This window comes from Serratia surfactantfaciens (assembly GCF_001642805.2).
GTDB lineage: Bacteria > Pseudomonadota > Gammaproteobacteria > Enterobacterales > Enterobacteriaceae > Serratia > Serratia surfactantfaciens.
On record NZ_CP016948.1, the window covers coordinates 2700897 to 2718074 of the forward strand.

Genomic DNA, 17178 nt, shown 5'->3' on the forward strand with positions numbered 1-17178 from the left:
TTCATGCCGGCAGCAAAGACCCCGTTTTTTATCCGTTTTATTAATTACGTTATAACATATCAATTAAGAAGGAGAATAAATCTCATTTGAAATATTAGATTAAATAGTGTGTCAAAATAAGAATTAACAAATACAAAACAAATAAATATCAATACGAACATTCAATAAACAAAATAAATGCAGTATAAAAAACCAGTGAACTTAAGGAATGACATTAAAAGTAACAGCCGCTAACAGACAACCCCGCCGAAGCACGGAATTGTTATGTTATAACAAAAACACCCTTTCCTTTTATGCTGGTTACCCTTATGGCTAAGACGGACCTTTTGAACACCCGGTTATCTCGCCGCAGAATGATGTTGGCAGGGCTGGCGGCCCTGGCGCTGAACGGCGCCGTTTCCCCGCTGGCTCACGCCCACGGCCTGCCGCGCCCCAAGCCTCACGGTGCGCGAAAAAGATTCCTGGTCATGTTGGATCCCGGTCATGGCGGCATCGACTCCGGTGCCATTGGCCACACCGGTTCGCTGGAAAAACATGTCGTTCTGGAGATCGCCAGAAATGTGCGTGCACAGCTCGATCGACACGGCATCGATGCCCGCCTGACGCGCGACAGCGACGTTTTTATTCCGCTTTACGATCGGGTGGAGATCGCGCACCGGCATGGCGCGGATCTTTTCATGTCCATCCACGCCGACGGTTTTACCTGCCCCAGCGCCTGCGGCGCTTCGGTCTTTGCGCTTTCCAATAAAGGCGCCAGCAGCGCGATGGCGAAATACTTATCGAACAGTGAAAACGCGGCGGACGATCTCGCCGGCCCTAACGTCATCAAGAAAGACCGCTATTTGCAGAAGATACTGTTTGACTTGGAGCAGACGGAAACGATCAAAGAAAGCCTGGCGCTGGGCTCGCACCTGATTCAACATATTGCGCCCATCCATCATCTGCATGCCAAAAATACCGAACAGGCGGCCTTCGTGGTCTTAAAGTCCCCGTATATTCCTTCCGTCTTGGTGGAAACCTCTTTCATCACCAACCCTGAGGAAGAAAAGCTGCTCGGCACCCCCGCCTTCAGAAATAAAATTGCCACGGCGATCGCTCAGGGGATCGTCAGCTACTTTAAACGCGAAACGCACGCTTAAGCTTCGCCGGGGCGGCAAGCTCACGGGCTTGCCGCGCACAGGGACGGTGCCATCATGATAAAACGCAATCCTCGTTATTTTTCGGCGGGCATGCTTTTCCCCCTGCTGGCCTTGTTACCGCGCGGCGCCTTCGCCGTGTCGTTGACGGGATCGCAGCAAAACAGCCTGAATTTCTACGGCACGATTATCGCCAGACGCTACAGCGGCCACAACGAACGCGACGACGGCGACCGCAGCTACCTCTATTTCGGCCTGATAGGCAAAAAAAAGATCGCGCCGCGCTGGCAGGCCTACGCCCACTGGGAATATACCGTCAGCTTCGCCGACGCGACGCGCAACAGCACCCGGCTCGCCTATATCGGCGTGCAAAACGCCGCCCTGGGCAGCCTCGATATCGGCCGCAACTGGGGCGTGCTTTATGATGTGACCGCCCTGACCGATCGCTCTCCGCTGTTTAGAGAGATGGCCTACAACTACATCGACAACTTTATGCGCGGCCGGGCGCATAACCTGCTCACCTACCGCCAAACTTTCAGCCTGTTTCAGCGGCGCGCCGCCCTCGCGCTGCAATACCAGTTCAAAGACGGCGACGAACGGCAAGCGCCGGGCAAACAAAACGGCAACGGATTCGGCGCCTCGTTCCGTTATGCGCTGACGCCGACGCTCAGCCTCATCGCCGCCGCCTCGGCGTCTCAAACCACGCAGCGGCAGCAACACGCCGCCGGCTATCGCCGGCGCATCGATACGCTGGCCGAAGGGGTTCTCTATGCGTCGAAAAAAATCTATCTTGCGGCCGTGTTCACCCAAAGCGACAACGCCATCAGCCCGCAACAAACCGCTAACCACGGTTCGGCGTCAAGCTATGAAGCGCTCGCCAAATATCGGCTGACGGACCATATTCAACCCAACATCGGCTATACCCGCTTGATACAGGCCCGGGCAGGCCGGAACACGGACTTATTGAACTATGAGGAGTTGGGGGTCACCTGGTTGCTCAACGGCAATATGCAGGTGTTCATTAACTATGAATTCAATAACCTTTCGCAGCACGCGGCCGGCGTCGATGCGTCGGACAAGCTCGATATGGGCATCAGCTATCACTGCTGATCCGCTCTCCCGCAGCCAATAAAAAGCCCCGTCCGGTGAGGGGCGAGGCTCGCGACGCGTTGAGTCTTTAGCTGTTCACGAACGCCAGCAGATCGGCGTTGACCTGATCGGCATGGGTGGTCGGGATGCCGTGCGGCGCGCCCTTATAGGTATGGAGCGTGCCGTTTTGCACCAGCTTGGCCGACAGCACGCCGGAGTCCTGATAAGGCACCACCTGATCGTCGTCGCCGTGGATCACCAGCACCGGAATGGCAATCTTCTTGAGATCCTCGGTGAAATCGGTCTGCGAGAAGGCGACAATGCCGTCGTAGTGCGCCTTGGCGCCGCCCATCATGCCCTGGCGCCACCAGTTCCAGATAATCGCCTCAGAGGGTTTGGCGCCCGGGCGGTTATAGCCGTAGAACGGGCCGGCGGGCACGTCGTAATAGAACTGTGCCCGGTTGGCGGCCAGCTGCGCCTGGAAATCATCGAACACCGCTTTGGGGGTACCCTGCGGATTGGCGTCGGTTTTTACCATCAGCGGCGGCACCGCGCTGATCAGCACCGCTTTGGACACCTTGTCCTCGGCGTGGCGCACAATATAGCGCACCACTTCGCCGCCGCCCGTCGAGTGGCCCACGTGCATCGCGCCCTGCACGCCGAGGTGTTTTACCACCGCGGCGACGTCATCGGCGTAGTGGTCCATGTCGTGCCCTTCCGACACCTGGCTGGAGCGGCCGTGGCCGCGGCGATCGTGCGCCACCACGCGGAACCCTTTGTTCACGAAGAACAGCATCTGGGCATCCCAGTCATCGCTGGACAGCGGCCAGCCGTGGTGGAAGTAGATGACCTTGCCGTTTTTGGGGCCCCAATCCTTGTAGAAAATCTCGACGCCATCGCTGGTCGTTACGTAACCCATGTCGTTTCTCCCATTTACACATTGTCAGAAAATAAGACGGATAGTGCTCACGACGCCGGTATGGCAAGCTCCCTCATCCCGGTTGGCCGGCGATCTTGCGTTGATCGCTTAACGAGTATAGGTTTAAACCTTACTTTAAGGTCAAATGCAGTTCTGCAGACGGTGTGCCCCCACCCAACAAGCTCGGTATCAGGAGTATTCAAGTGCCAGGAGATGACGCCGCCATGACGATGAAGCAACGGCTTGCCGCCCAACGCCGTGCCTTCCTGCGCGACGGCGCGCCGACGATCGCTCAACGCAAGGACGCCCTGCGCCGCCTGCGCAGCGCCATTTTGGCCCAGCGCAGCGCACTGACGGCGGCCGTCAGCGCGGATTTCGGCCACCGCTCGCCTTACGAAACCGACATTCTGGAAATTCTGGTCACCGTGCAGGCGATCGATTATCTGCTGCGCAACCTGAAGCGCTTTATGCAGCCGGAGCGCCGCCACGTCGCCCTGCCATACCAGGCCGGGCGCGCCTATGTGCAATACCAACCCAAGGGCGTGGTCGGCGTCATGGCACCGTGGAACTACCCGTTATCCTTGACGCTCATCCCGCTGGCCACCGCCCTGGCCGCCGGCAATCGCGCGATGCTGAAACCTTCGGAACTCACGCCGCACACCAGCCAACTCATCGAGACGATGCTGGCGGCGCAGTTTCCCGCCGACAAGGTCGCCGTGGTGACCGGCGGGCCAGAGATCGGGGCCAGGTTCAGCGAACTGGCGTTCGATCACCTGGTGTTCACCGGCAGCACGGCGATCGGCCGTCAGGTCATGCAGGCAGCCGCTAAAAATCTGGTGCCGCTGACGCTCGAGTTGGGCGGCAAGAGCCCTGCGGTCATGGCGCGCGATGCGCTCACCGCCAGAGACGTCAACAGCCTGGCATTCGGCAAGCTGTCGAACGCGGGCCAAACCTGCATCGCGCCCGATTACCTGCTGATCCATCAGAACGATGTGGAGAACTTCATTGCGCTCTACGACGCGGCGGTCAAAGCGTTTTACCCCACAGGGCCGACGGGCAGCGACTACGGCGCCATCATCAGCGACAGGCACTATCAGCGTTTGCAAGACCTGCTGGCCGACGCGCAAGCGCGGGGCGCGCGGATCGTTCCGGTGGGCCATCGCCCTGAATCTGCGTCTGAACGGGCAAAAACCCTGGCCCCCACGCTGATCGTCGGCGCGCCCGACGACAGCCGGATCATGCAAGAGGAGATCTTCGGGCCGCTGCTGCCGGTACGCACCTACGCTGCTATTGATGAGGCGATCGAGCTTATCAACGCCGGGCCGCGCCCGCTGGCGCTGTACTACTTCGGGCCGGCCGGCGCAGAGCGGGAACGGCTGCTGGCGCGCACCACCTCCGGCAACGTCAGCGTCAACACCACCCTGCTGCACTTCGCCCAGGACGATCTGCCGTTCGGCGGCATCGGCCCCAGCGGCATGGGAGCCTGTCACGGCATCGAAGGGTTCCGGGCGCTGAGCCACGCCAAAGGCGTCTTCATCCAGAGCCGCTGGCACTTTACCGATCTGCTGCGCGCCCCGTTCGGCAAACTGGCGGACGCGGTGCTCAAGATCATGCTGCGGCGTCGATAAGGCGCCGCGTTGCCTATCAACGGCAAGGCCTTGAATCGCTGAAAGCTATCACAGTATTCAATCATTCCTATTTTATCTCTCCGCCGCCGCTGACTAAGCTTAGCCATGAGTCGCCCTTTGCCCGTTAGCGGCCGGGGCGATGTGGATCGATTGAGTTCAGTTATTTAGCGCAACACCCGACGCAAGCCTTACCCGCATGTCTTGTTAACCGCTCCACGCCTGGAGCCCAATACGGAAGCAGAGAGCGCATTATGACAACTGAAAGCAAATGCCCGTTTTCGGGCGGCAAACAGCCCGCACCGCAGGACGGCACCACCAATCAGGATTGGTGGCCTAATCAGCTCAGCCTGAAACCGCTGCATCAACACTCCCCCCTGTCCGATCCGATGGATAAAGACTTCAACTACGCCGACGCCTTCAACAGCCTCGATCTGGCGGCGGTCAAACAGGATCTGCACGCCCTGATGACCGACTCACAGGAATGGTGGCCGGCGGACTTCGGCCACTACGGCGGCCTGTTCATCCGCATGGCCTGGCACAGCGCCGGCACCTACCGTATCGGCGACGGCCGCGGCGGCGCGGGCGAAGGCCAGCAGCGCTTCGCTCCGCTCAACAGCTGGCCGGACAACGTCAGCCTCGACAAGGCGCGCCGCCTGCTGTGGCCGATCAAACAAAAATACGGCCGCAACATCTCCTGGGCCGACCTGCTGATCCTGACCGGCAACGTGGCGCTCGAATCGATGGGCTTCAAAACCTTCGGCTACGCCGGCGGCCGCGCCGACACCTGGGAGCCGGACGACGTCTACTGGGGATCTGAGAAGATCTGGCTGGAGTTAAGCGGCGGGCCGAACAGCCGCTACTCGGGCGACCGCGACCTGGAAGACCCGCTGGCGGCGGTGCAGATGGGCCTGATCTACGTCAACCCGGAAGGGCCGGACGGCAACCCCGATCCGGTGGCCGCCGCGCGCGACATCCGTGAAACCTTCGCCCGCATGGCGATGAATGACGAAGAGACCGTGGCGCTGATCGCCGGCGGCCACACCTTCGGCAAAACCCACGGCGCCGGCCCGGCGTCTAACGTCGGCGCCGATCCGGAAGCCGCCGGGCTGGAACAGCAAGGCCTCGGCTGGCACAGCACCTTCGGCACCGGCGTCGGCAAAGACGCCATCACCAGCGGGCTGGAAGTCACCTGGACCACCACCCCGACCCAGTGGAACCACGACTTCTTCCGCCACCTGTTCGAATACGAATGGGAGCTGAGCCAAAGCCCGGCCGGCGCGCACCAGTGGGTGGCGAAAGACATCGGCGAAACCATCCCCGACGCCTTCGACCCGAACAAGAAACGCCGTCCGACCATGCTGACCACCGACCTGTCGCTGCGTTTCGATCCGGCCTACGAGAAAATTTCGCGCCGCTTCTATGAACACCCGGAAGAGCTGGCCGACGCCTTCGCCCGCGCCTGGTTCAAGCTGACCCACCGCGACATGGGGCCGCGCGCGCGCTACCTCGGCCCGGAAGTGCCGCAGGAAGAACTGATCTGGCAAGATCCGGTTCCGGCGGTCGATCATCCGCTGATCGACGAGCAGGACGTCGCCGCGTTGAAAAGCAAGGTGCTGGCTTCCGGCCTGCCGGTCTCAACGCTGGTTTCCACCGCCTGGGCGTCGGCCTCGAGCTTCCGCGGTTCCGACAAGCGCGGCGGCGCCAACGGCGCGCGCATTCGCCTGGCGCCGCAGAAGGACTGGGCGGTCAACCAGCCTGCGCAGCTCGCCGCGACGCTGGCCACGCTGGAAGGCATCCAGCGCGCCTTCAACGATGCGCAAACCGGCGGCAAGCGCGTCTCACTGGCGGATCTGATCGTGCTGGCCGGCGCGGCGGGCGTGGAACAGGCGGCGAAGAACGCCGGCTTGACCCTGACGGTGCCGTTCGCACCGGGCCGCACCGACGCTTCGCAGGAACAGACCGACGTGGACTCTTTCGAGGCGATGGAGCCGCTCGCCGACGGCTTCCGCAACTTCCTGAAGGGCAAATACCGCGTGCCGGCCGAAGCGTTGTTGGTCGATAAGGCGCAGCTGCTGACCCTGACCGCGCCGGAAATGACGGTGCTGGTCGGCGGGCTGCGGGTGCTCGGCGCCAACGTCGGCGGCGCGCAGCATGGCGTGTTCACCCAGCGGCCGCAGGCGCTGACCAACGACTTCTTCGTCAACCTGCTCGATATGGGCACCACCTGGCACCCGGTGGGCGAGGACGGCCTGTTCGAAGGCCGCGATCGCCGCAGCGGCGCGGTCAAGTGGACCGGCACCCGCGTCGATCTGGTGTTCGGTTCGCACGCGCAGCTGCGCGCGCTGGCCGAAGTCTACGGCAGCGCCGACGCGCAAGAGAAGTTCGCCCATGACTTCGTCGCCGCCTGGAACAAAGTGATGAACCTCGATCGTTTCGATCTGGCGTAAACTCCCCGCAACGGCCTGCTTCGGCAGGCCGTTTTTTTCCCGAGATCAACACTGCCTCCGCTCAGCGCCCGTCGTTATATTTCATCTCCTCGCTTATTCGTATTTACTCAACAAGTCATATAAAAATTTGATGGGCGGCAATTCTCTTAATGCTGTATTTATATTTAGAGGGCAATGAAGAACGTAAATTCAGCGTGCCAATACGATATATCCCAGCAAGGAGAAGACCGTTATGGATTATCCTCGATTCACTTCAACACGCGACGAGGCGGGCCGCATTATCAGCGCCGTCCCTTAGCGACAGCTGGCCTGCTGGCCGGGCGCCTCACCGTTTACGCCAATAAGAATAAATGTTCTGCACCTGCGCCATATTCGCCGGGGCGTCAGAACTTCGCCCCTACTTAGCGTTTCATCACGCACGTTGCGTTTTTGGTTTTTTATTTTCAGCCGACGGGAAAGCCCATAGGAAATTACGCTGCACTCAGGAAAATAACCGCAACCTGGAGGTCATCATGCAACACATTATCGGTATTTCTTCTCGTCGGCTGAGGATATCAGCCCTTGCGCTGCTGCTCCCGGCAATGTCATGGGCGGCCGATACGGCGTCTGTCGCCGTGGGGCCGCAATACGACACCACGCATGTCTATGTGGAACGCGGCAAAATGGATGCCTTTGTCGACAGCATCCTGAAAACCTTCGGCGGCACCAGCACCGAACGCGTGCTGGTCAACGTCACGCCCACGCCGAGCGAAACCTATTCCCAGCTGATACTGACGCCGGCCGGCAGCTTCTCGGTGTTCGATTTCAAAACGCCGATCCCGCACCCGTTCGGCACCGAGCGCAACGGTTTTCTGGTCAGGGATATGGATGCCGCCATTCAACAAGCCAAGGCCGCCGGCGCCGATGTGCAGGTTGAGCCTTTCGACGATCCGATCGGCCGCGACGCGGTGATCCAATGGCCCGGCGGCGTCAATATGCAGCTCTATTGGCACACCAAAGCGCCCAACTACCGGCCGCTGCTGAGCGTGCCGGAAAACCGCCTGTATCTCTCCGCCTACCGCGTCGATGACTTCCTGAAAAGCTATCAGGCGTTCTCGCACGGTAAGGTCGTGCGCGACGAGCAGGTCAGCGATGCGGCGATCGGCCGCAACGATAACGGCAAGATCCGCCAAATCGAACTGGATTCGCGGTTTGGCAAAACGCGCATTTTCGTCACCGACGGGCACCTGCCTTATCCGTTCGGTCATGAGCGCACCGGCTATGGCGTCGAGGATCTGCAGGCCACGCTGGCCAAAGCGACGGCCAGCGGCGCACAGGTGCTGTGGCATTCGACGGCGGCGGAAAGCCGCGCTTCGGCGCTGGTGCGTTTCCCCGGCGGCTATATCGCCGAAATTCACCAGACGGCTAAATAAACCCAAGGCGCGCTGCGGCGCGCTTTTTTCTTCGGATATCCATGATGAAACGCACGCTTCCCGCACTTTTGCTGTTCTCCGCACTGCCCGCTCTGGCGGCGGAACCCACCGCTGCGCCCTGGAAAAACATCCCGTTGGGCGATGCGGCCACCTTGTCTTTCGACGGTTCACTGCGCGAGCGCTATGAATGGACGGATCAACGCGATCTGAGCGGCGGGCGCGACGACACTTTAATGCAGCGCCTGCTGATCGGCGCACGCCTCGACTACGGCGACTATTTTGGCGCCTACGTCCAGTTGGGATCTTCGCTGGCGACGATGCGCGACCATGGGCGCAAGCCAACCGATGAAGATCGCGCCTATCTCGGCCAGGGCTATGTGGATATGAAATTGCCCACCGCCTACGGCCTCGGCACCCTGCGGGTCGGCCGCCAGGAGATTGCGCTGGGTTCGCTGCACCTGATGGGCACCCGCGACGGCCCCAACGTGCGCCGTTCTTTCGACGCCATCCGCGCCAGCTGGGCCAAGGATAAAAACCGCCTCGACGCCTTTATCGGCCATCCCGTCACCCTTAAAACCGGCAGTTTCGACGACGATACCGACAACAGCCAAAAAGTTTGGGGGCTCTACGGCACCACGCCGCTGACGCCGCTGGCTTCTTCGCTCGATCTCTACACCTTTGGCTTTGAAGATAACGACGCCCATTACGCGCAGCTCAACGGGCAAGAGCGGCGCTATACCGTCGGCGCGCGCATTTTCGGCACGGCACAGGGGTTCGACTGGGACAATGAGGCCGCCTGGCAGTTCGGCAGCGCAGAACAGCGCGACATCCGCGCCTGGTCCGCGTCGGCGCACGCCGGCTATACGGTGAGCGACTGGCGCTGGCAGCCGCGCTTCGGCGGCAAGATTGGCATCGCCAGCGGCGATAAAAACGGCCATGACGGGCAGCTCAATACCTTCAACGCCATGTACCCCAAGCTGCCCTATCTGACCGAGAACGGGCTGGTGGCGCCGGCTAACCTGATCGCCATCCACCCTTCGGTCACCATCACGCCGTGGCAAACCCTGGCCATCGACTTCAGCTGGGACGCGTTATGGCGGCAACGCCGCGAGGACGCCTTCTATCTCGGGCCGATGCGCCCGGTGAAAGGCAGCGAGCAGGGCTCGCGCTTTATCGGCAATCAGTATCAGGTCGAAACCGCCTGGACGCCGAGAAGCGATCTCCAGTTCAAGGTGGCCTATGTCTACTTCGACGTCGGCCACAGCCTGCAGCAACATGCCGGGCTGAAAGACATGAACTTCGTCCTGGCGCAGGGCACCTACAGCTTCTGACGTCAATAAAAAGGGCGCCGAACCAGGCGCCCCGTCTGTCTTACAGCGCAGCCAACTCCGCCGCCAGGGTGGCGACCAGCTGCGCCGCCGGCATCGGCCGCGCCAGGCCTACGCCCTGCCCGGCCCACAGCGACATGAACTCCCCGCGCCCGGCCTTGGCCGCCGCCTGGCGGATATCGCCGGTGAGCGCGTTCTGCACCGGATAAGGCAGGATCTGCCCCTCCTCCGCGCGCATCTGGCGCATGAAATCATTGACGATGCCGCGCGCCGGGCGGCCGCTGAAGGCGCGTGTCAGGCGCGTACTGTCATCACCGGCGTTGCGCAATGCCGCTCGCCAGGCGTCGGCGATGCCCGATTCCGGGCTGCACAGAAACGCGGTGCCGAGCTGCGCCGCCTGCGCGCCCAGCAATTGCGCCGCCGCGATGCCGCGACCGTTCATGATGCCGCCTGCGGCGATCACCGGGATCTTCACCGCCGCCACCACCTGCGGCAACAGGGCCATCAGGCCGACGCAGGATTGCTCGATATCGCCGAGGAAGGTCGGACGATGACCGCCCGCCTCCGCGCCCGAAACGCAGACAAAATCGGCGCCCGCCTCTTCCCAGGCGCGGGCTTCCGCCACCGTGGTGGCGGTGCCTATCACCCGCGAACCGGCCTGCTTGAACTGCGTGACCGTCGCGCGCGGCAGCACGCCGAAGGTGAAGCTGGCCACCGGCGGCGCAGCCTCCAGCAAGGCCGCGATCTGGTCGCGGTTGTTTTCGGCAAATTTGGCGGGGATCGGCGGCTCGCTCAGCCCCAACGCTTCGCGGAACGGCCGCAGCAGGTGCTGGGCGCGTTTCAGCTCGGCGAGATCCGGGTGCTGTTCATCGAGCAGAAACAGGTTGATGTTGAACGGCGCGGCGGTCTGCGCGCGGATCTGCTGCACGCGCTCGAGGATCACCTCCGGCGAGAACAGCGCCGCCGCGCACGATCCCAGCGCCCCGGCGTTGCTCACCGCCACCGCCAACGCCGGCGGCGACGCGCCGTTCATCGGCCCTTGAACGATCGGATAGCGCAACCCAAGCTCGCGGGCAAAAGCAGAAGGTGCCGTCATCAATGTGTCTCCCTGTGTGGACTACATTCGTCTTACGGCGGCCGCGCCGCCGAACCGACCAAAAGCATAGCACCTTCTCGCCGCCTGGCCGTGCAGTTAATGCTTCACTTGACGCCGATCCAGCGACAGGAAGTGGTGCACCACCGGCTTGTCCGGGCCGATATGGAAGCCCAGCGCCTCCTGTTGCAGATCGGCGTCGGCGTGCGACACCCGCTGATGCTGGCGCAGATGCTCCGCCCAGGACTCCACCAGGAACCACTCCATGATGCATTCCGGATCGCCGGTATGCTCGGTGATGCCCCAGGCGTAAGCGCCGTCGCGACGGCGCGCCCGCTCCAGCATCAGCAAAGTGCGCAAGAACTGCGGGCGATCCTGTTCGCGGATGCGGTATTCCACCTGAATCATCACCGGCCCGCGATCGTTCTCGACCGGCGTGTTGACCAACGGTTCCGGCCAATGGTTCGACGGCTGCAGATCGGCCTCGCCGGTCGGCAGACGCAGACGGTGGAACAGCAGCCCCGCCGCCAACAGGCCGACGCCACCGACCAGCAGCGTGGCGGCGACGCCCAGCTCCTGCGCCACCAGCCCCCACAGCAGGCTGCCCGCCGCCATCGCGCCGTTGAACACCATCAGGTAGATGGCCAGGCCGCGGCCGCGCACCCAGTTAGGCAGCACGCCCTGCGCCGCGCCGTTGAGCGTGGTCAGCGCGATGATCCAGCCGGCGCCCAGCACCAACAGCAGCACCACCGCCAGCCACTGCGGCGGCGCCAGCGACAGGGCCGCCATCACCACGGCGGTGAGCACCGCCGCCAGCAGCACCAGCCCGTCGGCGTTGAGCCGCTGGCGCAGACGCGGCAGCACAATAGCCCCGAGGATCGCCCCGGCGCCCACCGCCCCCAGCAGAACGCCGTAAAAACCGGCGCTGCCGCCCAGCATGCGGCGCGCCACCAGCGGCAGCAGCGCCCAGACCGAGCTGGAGAAGGCGAAAAACACCGCCGCCCGCAGCAGCACCACGTGCAGCTCGCGGCTGGAACGCGCATAGCGCAGACCGGCGCGGAAGGCGCCGAAGAAATGCTCCGACAAGCCGCTGTCTTCGGCCTTCGGCCGCTTCCACCACAGCAGCGCCGCGATCACCAGCACATAGCTCATCACGTCCGCGCCGTAGGCCGCGCCGGCGCCGAAGCTGGCCAGCAGCAGGCCGCCGGCCGCCGGGCCGATGGAGCGGGCGATGTTGATGCCCAGCGAGTTCAGCGCCACGGCGTTTTTCAGCTCGGCGCGCGGCACCAGTTCCGGCACGATCGCCTGCCAGGTCGGCCCCATCAGCGCCGCGCCGATGCCGCCGACAAAGGTCAGCGCCAGCAGGTATTCCACCGTCAGCGCACCGGTCTGCGACAGCACCAGCAGGCTGCCACTGACGCAGGCCAGCAGGATTTGCACGAAGATCAGAAAGCGCCGCCGATCGAGAATGTCCGACAATACTCCGGCCGGGATCGCCAGCAGGAACACCGGCAGCGTGGCGGCGGTTTGCATCAGCGCCACCGCCGAGGGGTTGCTCGACAGGTCGGTGATCAGCCACGAGCTGGCGACGTCGCGCATAAAGCTGCCGACGTTGCCGAGCACCGTCGCGCCCCACAGCACCGCAAATAATGGGATTTTCAGCGGCGCGAAGCCGCCCGCCGCCGCCTTGTTTTCCGTCTGTTCAGCCATCCGTTCGCTCCTTCAAATCGTTAAATGCCACCAGCAACAGCGCGCCGGCCAGCCCGAGGTGTTCAAAAAATCCGTTCATCATCTGGCCGCGTTCCGCGCCGTCGAACTGCCAGAACGGATTGGCCATCAGCGTCGCCATCAGGGTAAAACCGGCCAGCGCCAACGCGCCGAGCCAGCGGTAAAAACCGCTCAGGATCAGCGCCGACGCCGCCAGTTCAAACAGCGTCACCAGCACGGCGAACAGCGCCGCCGGCTGCAGGCCGAAGTGGGTCATCTCGGCGACCGCGTCCTCGACATTCAACGCCTTGACCAGCCCGCCCTGAATGTAGGCGGCGCAAATCGCGAGCAGCAGCAGCCAGCGCACCGCGGGCGCATGCAGCCGCTGAGCGCAGCGGGCGGCGATATCGGTAATATTCATCGCGCCCCCTTAGAATGGCGAATTCTGGATAAAGGCCAGCAGATCGGCGTTGAAGCGATCGGGATCGGTCTGCGCCAAACCGTGTGAGCCGCCAGCGTAAACATTCAGCTCCGCCTGTTGCATAAGCTTAGCGGCTTTCTGCGCCGAGGCTTCGAACGGCACGATCTGATCGGCGTCGCCGTGCACCAGCAGCGTCGGCTTGTCGATCGCCAGCAGATCGGCGGTGTAATCCACTTCGGAGAACTCGCGCACGCCGTCGTACTGGCCTTTCACGCCGCCCTGCATGCCCATCAGCCAAAAGCTGTCGATAAGCCCCGCGTTGCTCTCGACCTCATCGCAGTGGAGGCCGTAGAACGGCACCGCCAAATCTTTGAAGAACTGCGAGCGGTTGCCCGCCACGCCGCTGCGAATGCCGTCGAACGCCGCCATCGGCGAGCCCTCGGGGTTGGCCGGCGTCTGCAGCATCAGCGGCGCCGGCGCCCCCACCAGCACCACCTTCGCCACCCGACTGCTGCCGTGACGGCCGATATAGCGCGCCACTTCGCCGCCGCCGGTGGAATGGCCGACCAGGATCAGATCGCGCAGATCCAGCGTTTCTATCAGCAAAGCCAGATCGTCGGCGTATTGATTGATGTCGTTGCCGTACCAGGTTTGATCCGAACGGCCATGGCTGCGGCGATCGTGAGCGATCACGCGGAATCCGCTCTGGCCGAAAAACAGCATCTGGTTGTCCCAGGCGTCGGCGGACAGCGGCCAACCGTGGGAGAACAGGATCGGCTGGCCGCGGCCCCAATCCTTATAGAAAATGCGTGCGCCATCGGGCGCGGTAAGAGTGCTCATGACGTGCTCCCCGTTCGGTATCGAATTGGATTTTGTACGGGTTAACAGTACGGCAGGCGTAAAGGCAGTGATAACGGAATAATTTTCGCATGATCGCGAGTTTTTTTGCTGAAGAGGCCGGCGTAGCCGCCGGCGCATAACGTCAGATGTTTTCCAGATCGATGCCGCGCGTTTTCGGGCCAAACAGCCCGATCACCAGCATCACGATCAGCATGCTGGCGACGATAAACGCGATCACCCCCAGCGAGCCGCCGTACTGCAAGATAATGCCGATGATGATGCTGCTGAACACCGTCGACAGGCGGCTGAAGGAGTAGCAAAAACCGACGGCGCGGGCGCGGATGTGGGTCGGGAAGATCTCGGATTGATACGAGTGGTAGCTGTAGGTCAGCCAGGCATTGGACCAGGTGATGAAGAAACCGCACAGGATCAGCCACAGCGGATTGTTCTGCAGCGCGAACAGCGAGCCGAAGATCACCGTCACCAGGCAAGACAACACGATCTGCCACTTGTTCTCCATCTTGTCGGCGTAAAAACTGCACAGCAGCGAGCCCAGCGGATAGGCCAGCGTGATGAAGAAAGCGTACAGCAGGCTGTGCGTGACCGACGCGCCCTTGCCCGACAGCAGCGCCGGCAGCCAGTTGCCGAAGCCGAAGAAGCCGATGGCCTGAAAGAAGTTCATCACCACCAGCATCAGCGTGCGATCGCGATATTGCGGCGCCCAGATGTCGCGAAAGCGGCCGCGCTGCGGCGCGCCGTCGGCCTCTTCAGCCGAGCGCAACGGAAACTCCGCGGCCGCCACGCCGCAGCGCCGTTCCATGTCCTGCATCACCTGCCGCGCCTGCGCATAGCGCCGTTGCTGCACCAGCCAGCGCGGCGACTCCGGCAGCCCCTTGCGCACCAGCCAGATCACCAGCGAGGCCAGCGCGCCGGCGATCACCACGTAACGCCAGCCGCTCAGCCCCCAAATCGTCTGCGGCACCAGCCACCAGGACATCAGCGCCACCGCCGGCACCGACAGGAACTGCACGAAGAACGCGAAGGCGAAAGCCCGGGTGCGCAAGTGCGCGGGCACCCACTCCGTCAGGTAAGTGTCGATGGTCACCAGCTCGATGCCGAGCCCCACTCCCACCAGAAAGCGCAGAAAGATCACCCATTCCGCCTGCTGTTGAAACGCCAGCAACAGCGAGAAGGCGCCATACCAGATCAGGGCAAACATAAAGGTGGCACGGCGGCCGAAGCGGTCAGCGTAAGGGCTCAGCAGGCTGGCGCCGACGAACAGACCGAGAAAGGTGGCGGCGGCGAAGGCCGCCTGATCCGACACGCCGAAGACGCCCAGCGCCCCGATGTGGAAAATGCCGTCGGCGATAAGGCCGGTGCTGATATAGCCGGTCTGGAACAGATCGTAGAGTTCGAAAAAGCCGCCTAGCGACAGCAAAATGATAAAGCGCCACAGGCCGGCCGACGCGGGCAAGGCGTCGATTCTGGCCGCCAAATCCCGCGCATGGATCGGCGACGCCGCTATAGAGTCACTCACCGTTAACCTCGCATTAACATTTTTGATGACTTTCTATGCTAGCGAAGCGACGCCGGAGTTAAATTTTTAATTAGCAGACTATGAAAAAAAGTTAAGCATAAAACGCTGCAGCGGCCTGTTTTATAGCGAGAAAATGTAGCGCGGGATGCCGGCCGGCATCCCGAATCGGTGGATTAACGGCTGTGGTGCTGCTGCAACCGTTCGCTGCGGTAAAAGCTCAGCAGGCACCAGCCGAGGGCGATCAGCGCCAGCGGCGCGGCGACGAAACCGATGTTGCCCATCCCCAGATGCAGGCTCACCTGATTGCCCAACAGCGCGCCGCTGCCGATGCCGAAGTTGTACAGGCCGGAGAAGATCGCCATCGCCACATCGGTGGCGTCCGGCGCCAGGCTCAGCACCTTGGCCTGCATCGACAGGCCGATGGCCATGATCGCCATGCCCCAGAAAATGCACAGCACCGTCAGGTGGCTTTCGCTGCCGGCGGCCGGCAACAGCAGCAGCAGGCTCAGGGCCAGCAGCGCGATGGCGCCGATAAAGAAGCCGGAAGGAAACCGCTCGCTGTAGCGGCTGAACAGCAGGCTGCCGACGATGCCGGCGGCGCCGAACAGCAGCAGCATCAGCGTAGTGAAGTTTTCCGACAGCCCGGCCACGGTCTGGATAAACGGCTCGATGTAGCTGTAGGCGGTGAAGTGCGCCGTCACCACGATGATGGTCAGCATGTACAGCGCCACCAGCGCCGGGCGTTTGAACAACAGCGGCACGCTGGCCAGCGAACCGGAGTGCTCGCTTTTCAGCACCGGCAGCAGGCGCCACAGCAGCACCAGCGCCAGAGTGGCGCACACCGCGATGCCGATAAAGGTCATGCGCCAGCCGAGTAGCTGCCCGACCACCCGCCCGAGCGGCAGCCCGAGCACCATCGCCAGCGCGGTGCCGCCCGCCAGCAGGCTCAACGCCTGCGCTTTCTTGCCCGGCGGCGCCACGCGGATCGCCAGCGAGGCGGTGATCGACCAGAACACCGAGTGCGCCAGCGCCACGCCGGCGCGTGAAATCACCAGCGTGGTGAAGTTCCAGGCCACGGCGGTCAGCACATGGCTGGCGATAAACAGGATGAACACGCCGATCAGCAGCTTGCGGCGCTCGATCTTGCTGGTCAGCAGCATGCACGCCAGCGAGGCGGCGGCGACGATCCAGGCGTAAATGGTGATGATCAGGCCGACCTGTTCGGTTTGCATCGAGAAGCTGGCGGCGATATCGCTCAACAGCCCGACCGGAATAAATTCGGTGGTGTTGAAGATAAAGGCCGAGACGGCGAGGATAACCACGCGCAACCAGGCGGTTGAGCGCGAAACGGGTGCGTGTTCCATGGTAAACAAAATCCGGACAGGTGCGGGCAAGTAGCGATATTTTAACCAACCGCCGCGCTAAATGCGATACGCGTCACACTTTAATTGTGTGGTTTTTTTCGCCGCATTTCGACACACTCGCAGACACACGGTTGCACAAATGCTGTGCTAATCTCTTGAAGCGTACCAATTTTTCCTGCCGCTCTTCCTTCAGCCGCCGCAAGACGATGCGCCGCGCCGAAGAACCGCGCGCAGTGTCCATTTGGCGTTTCCTGAGG

14 protein-coding genes are annotated in these 17178 nt (G+C 62.4%); 6 read left to right on the forward strand and 8 right to left on the reverse strand.

All coding sequences use genetic code 11. From position 1 onward, the window contains the following. Positions 1 to 308: 308 nt before the first annotated feature. Positions 309 to 1139 (forward strand): N-acetylmuramoyl-L-alanine amidase AmiA, encoded by an 831-nt coding sequence (gene amiA / locus ATE40_RS12725; RefSeq protein WP_063919656.1) that lies wholly within the window; start codon positions 309 to 311, stop codon positions 1137 to 1139. A 54-nt stretch (positions 1140 to 1193) separates the two neighbouring features. Then, positions 1194 to 2246 (forward strand): porin, encoded by a 1053-nt coding sequence (locus ATE40_RS12730; RefSeq protein WP_063919643.1) that lies wholly within the window; start codon positions 1194 to 1196, stop codon positions 2244 to 2246. Positions 2247 to 2313: 67 nt separating this feature from the next. On the opposite strand, the gene ATE40_RS12735 is transcribed toward ATE40_RS12730, so the two are convergent. After that, positions 2314 to 3144, reverse strand: coding sequence for an alpha/beta fold hydrolase (locus ATE40_RS12735; protein WP_060420350.1), 831 nt, complete (start codon positions 3142 to 3144; stop codon positions 2314 to 2316). 203 nt (positions 3145 to 3347) lie between these two features. On the opposite strand from ATE40_RS12735, the gene ATE40_RS12740 reads away from it, so the two are divergent. The 4 genes from ATE40_RS12740 (at position 3348) to ATE40_RS12755 (ending at position 9962) form a co-directional block, all read left to right on the forward strand. Beyond that, the gene (locus ATE40_RS12740; protein WP_244889044.1) at positions 3348 to 4772 is read left to right on the forward strand and encodes a coniferyl aldehyde dehydrogenase; all 1425 of its coding nucleotides are present in this window, start codon (positions 3348 to 3350) and stop codon (positions 4770 to 4772) included. Positions 4773 to 5023: 251 nt separating this feature from the next. Beyond that, on the forward strand, positions 5024 to 7219 hold the full coding sequence (gene katG / locus ATE40_RS12745) for a catalase/peroxidase HPI (protein WP_019452452.1): 2196 nt from the start codon (positions 5024 to 5026) through the stop codon (positions 7217 to 7219). A 512-nt stretch (positions 7220 to 7731) separates the two neighbouring features. Next, a complete protein-coding gene (locus ATE40_RS12750) occupies positions 7732 to 8631 on the forward strand; it encodes a VOC family protein (RefSeq protein WP_063919645.1) in 900 nt (299 codons plus the stop codon). A 41-nt stretch (positions 8632 to 8672) separates the two neighbouring features. Next, entirely contained in the window at positions 8673 to 9962 is a 1290-nt protein-coding gene (locus ATE40_RS12755) for an alginate export family protein (RefSeq protein ID WP_063919646.1), read from the forward strand. A gap of 40 nt (positions 9963 to 10002) precedes the next feature. Here the strand turns inward: ATE40_RS12755 and ATE40_RS12760 are convergent, their stop codons facing one another. From ATE40_RS12760 to ATE40_RS24715, 7 genes are all read right to left on the reverse strand, one after another. Then, positions 10003 to 11055, reverse strand: coding sequence for an NAD(P)H-dependent flavin oxidoreductase (locus ATE40_RS12760; protein ID WP_025160327.1), 1053 nt, complete (start codon positions 11053 to 11055; stop codon positions 10003 to 10005). Between the two features lie 96 nt (positions 11056 to 11151). Further along, positions 11152 to 12762, reverse strand: coding sequence for an MFS transporter (locus tag ATE40_RS12765; RefSeq protein ID WP_019452448.1), 1611 nt, complete (start codon positions 12760 to 12762; stop codon positions 11152 to 11154). Continuing rightward, complete coding sequence (locus ATE40_RS12770) at positions 12755 to 13180, reverse strand: DoxX family protein (RefSeq protein ID WP_063919647.1); 426 nt, start codon at positions 13178 to 13180, stop codon at positions 12755 to 12757. Before ATE40_RS12770 ends, ATE40_RS12765 begins: the two co-directional genes overlap by 8 nt. Positions 13181 to 13189: 9 nt before the next feature. Beyond that, a complete protein-coding gene (locus tag ATE40_RS12775; protein ID WP_063919648.1) occupies positions 13190 to 14020 on the reverse strand; it encodes an alpha/beta fold hydrolase in 831 nt (276 codons plus the stop codon). A gap of 142 nt (positions 14021 to 14162) precedes the next feature. Beyond that, positions 14163 to 15557, reverse strand: a complete 1395-nt coding sequence (locus tag ATE40_RS12780; protein ID WP_063919649.1) for an MFS transporter — start codon at positions 15555 to 15557, stop codon at positions 14163 to 14165. 173 nt (positions 15558 to 15730) lie between these two features. After that, on the reverse strand, positions 15731 to 16921 hold the full coding sequence (locus tag ATE40_RS12785) for a sugar transporter (RefSeq protein WP_019452444.1): 1191 nt from the start codon (positions 16919 to 16921) through the stop codon (positions 15731 to 15733). 73 nt (positions 16922 to 16994) lie between these two features. Next, the gene (locus ATE40_RS24715; protein WP_156785426.1) at positions 16995 to 17162 is read right to left on the reverse strand and encodes a hypothetical protein; all 168 of its coding nucleotides are present in this window, start codon (positions 17160 to 17162) and stop codon (positions 16995 to 16997) included. Positions 17163 to 17178: the final 16 nt, after the last annotated feature.

Excerpts from the sequence above, each read along its gene's own strand:
- amiA (WP_063919656.1), top strand. The coding sequence starts at position 309 with ATGGCTAAGACGGACCTTTTGAACACCCGGTTATCTCGCCGCAGAATG.
- ATE40_RS12730 (WP_063919643.1), top strand. The coding sequence starts at position 1,194 with ATGATAAAACGCAATCCTCGTTATTTTTCGGCGGGCATGCTTTTCCCC.
- ATE40_RS12735 (WP_060420350.1), bottom strand. The coding sequence starts at position 3,144 with ATGGGTTACGTAACGACCAGCGATGGCGTCGAGATTTTCTACAAGGAT.
- katG (WP_019452452.1), top strand. The coding sequence starts at position 5,024 with ATGACAACTGAAAGCAAATGCCCGTTTTCGGGCGGCAAACAGCCCGCA.
- ATE40_RS12750 (WP_063919645.1), top strand. The coding sequence starts at position 7,732 with ATGCAACACATTATCGGTATTTCTTCTCGTCGGCTGAGGATATCAGCC.
- ATE40_RS12755 (WP_063919646.1), top strand. The coding sequence starts at position 8,673 with ATGATGAAACGCACGCTTCCCGCACTTTTGCTGTTCTCCGCACTGCCC.
- ATE40_RS12760 (WP_025160327.1), bottom strand. The coding sequence starts at position 11,055 with ATGACGGCACCTTCTGCTTTTGCCCGCGAGCTTGGGTTGCGCTATCCG.
- ATE40_RS12765 (WP_019452448.1), bottom strand. The coding sequence starts at position 12,762 with ATGGCTGAACAGACGGAAAACAAGGCGGCGGCGGGCGGCTTCGCGCCG.
- ATE40_RS12770 (WP_063919647.1), bottom strand. The coding sequence starts at position 13,180 with ATGAATATTACCGATATCGCCGCCCGCTGCGCTCAGCGGCTGCATGCG.
- ATE40_RS12775 (WP_063919648.1), bottom strand. The coding sequence starts at position 14,020 with ATGAGCACTCTTACCGCGCCCGATGGCGCACGCATTTTCTATAAGGAT.
- ATE40_RS12785 (WP_019452444.1), bottom strand. The coding sequence starts at position 16,921 with ATGGAACACGCACCCGTTTCGCGCTCAACCGCCTGGTTGCGCGTGGTT.
- ATE40_RS24715 (WP_156785426.1), bottom strand. The coding sequence starts at position 17,162 with ATGGACACTGCGCGCGGTTCTTCGGCGCGGCGCATCGTCTTGCGGCGG.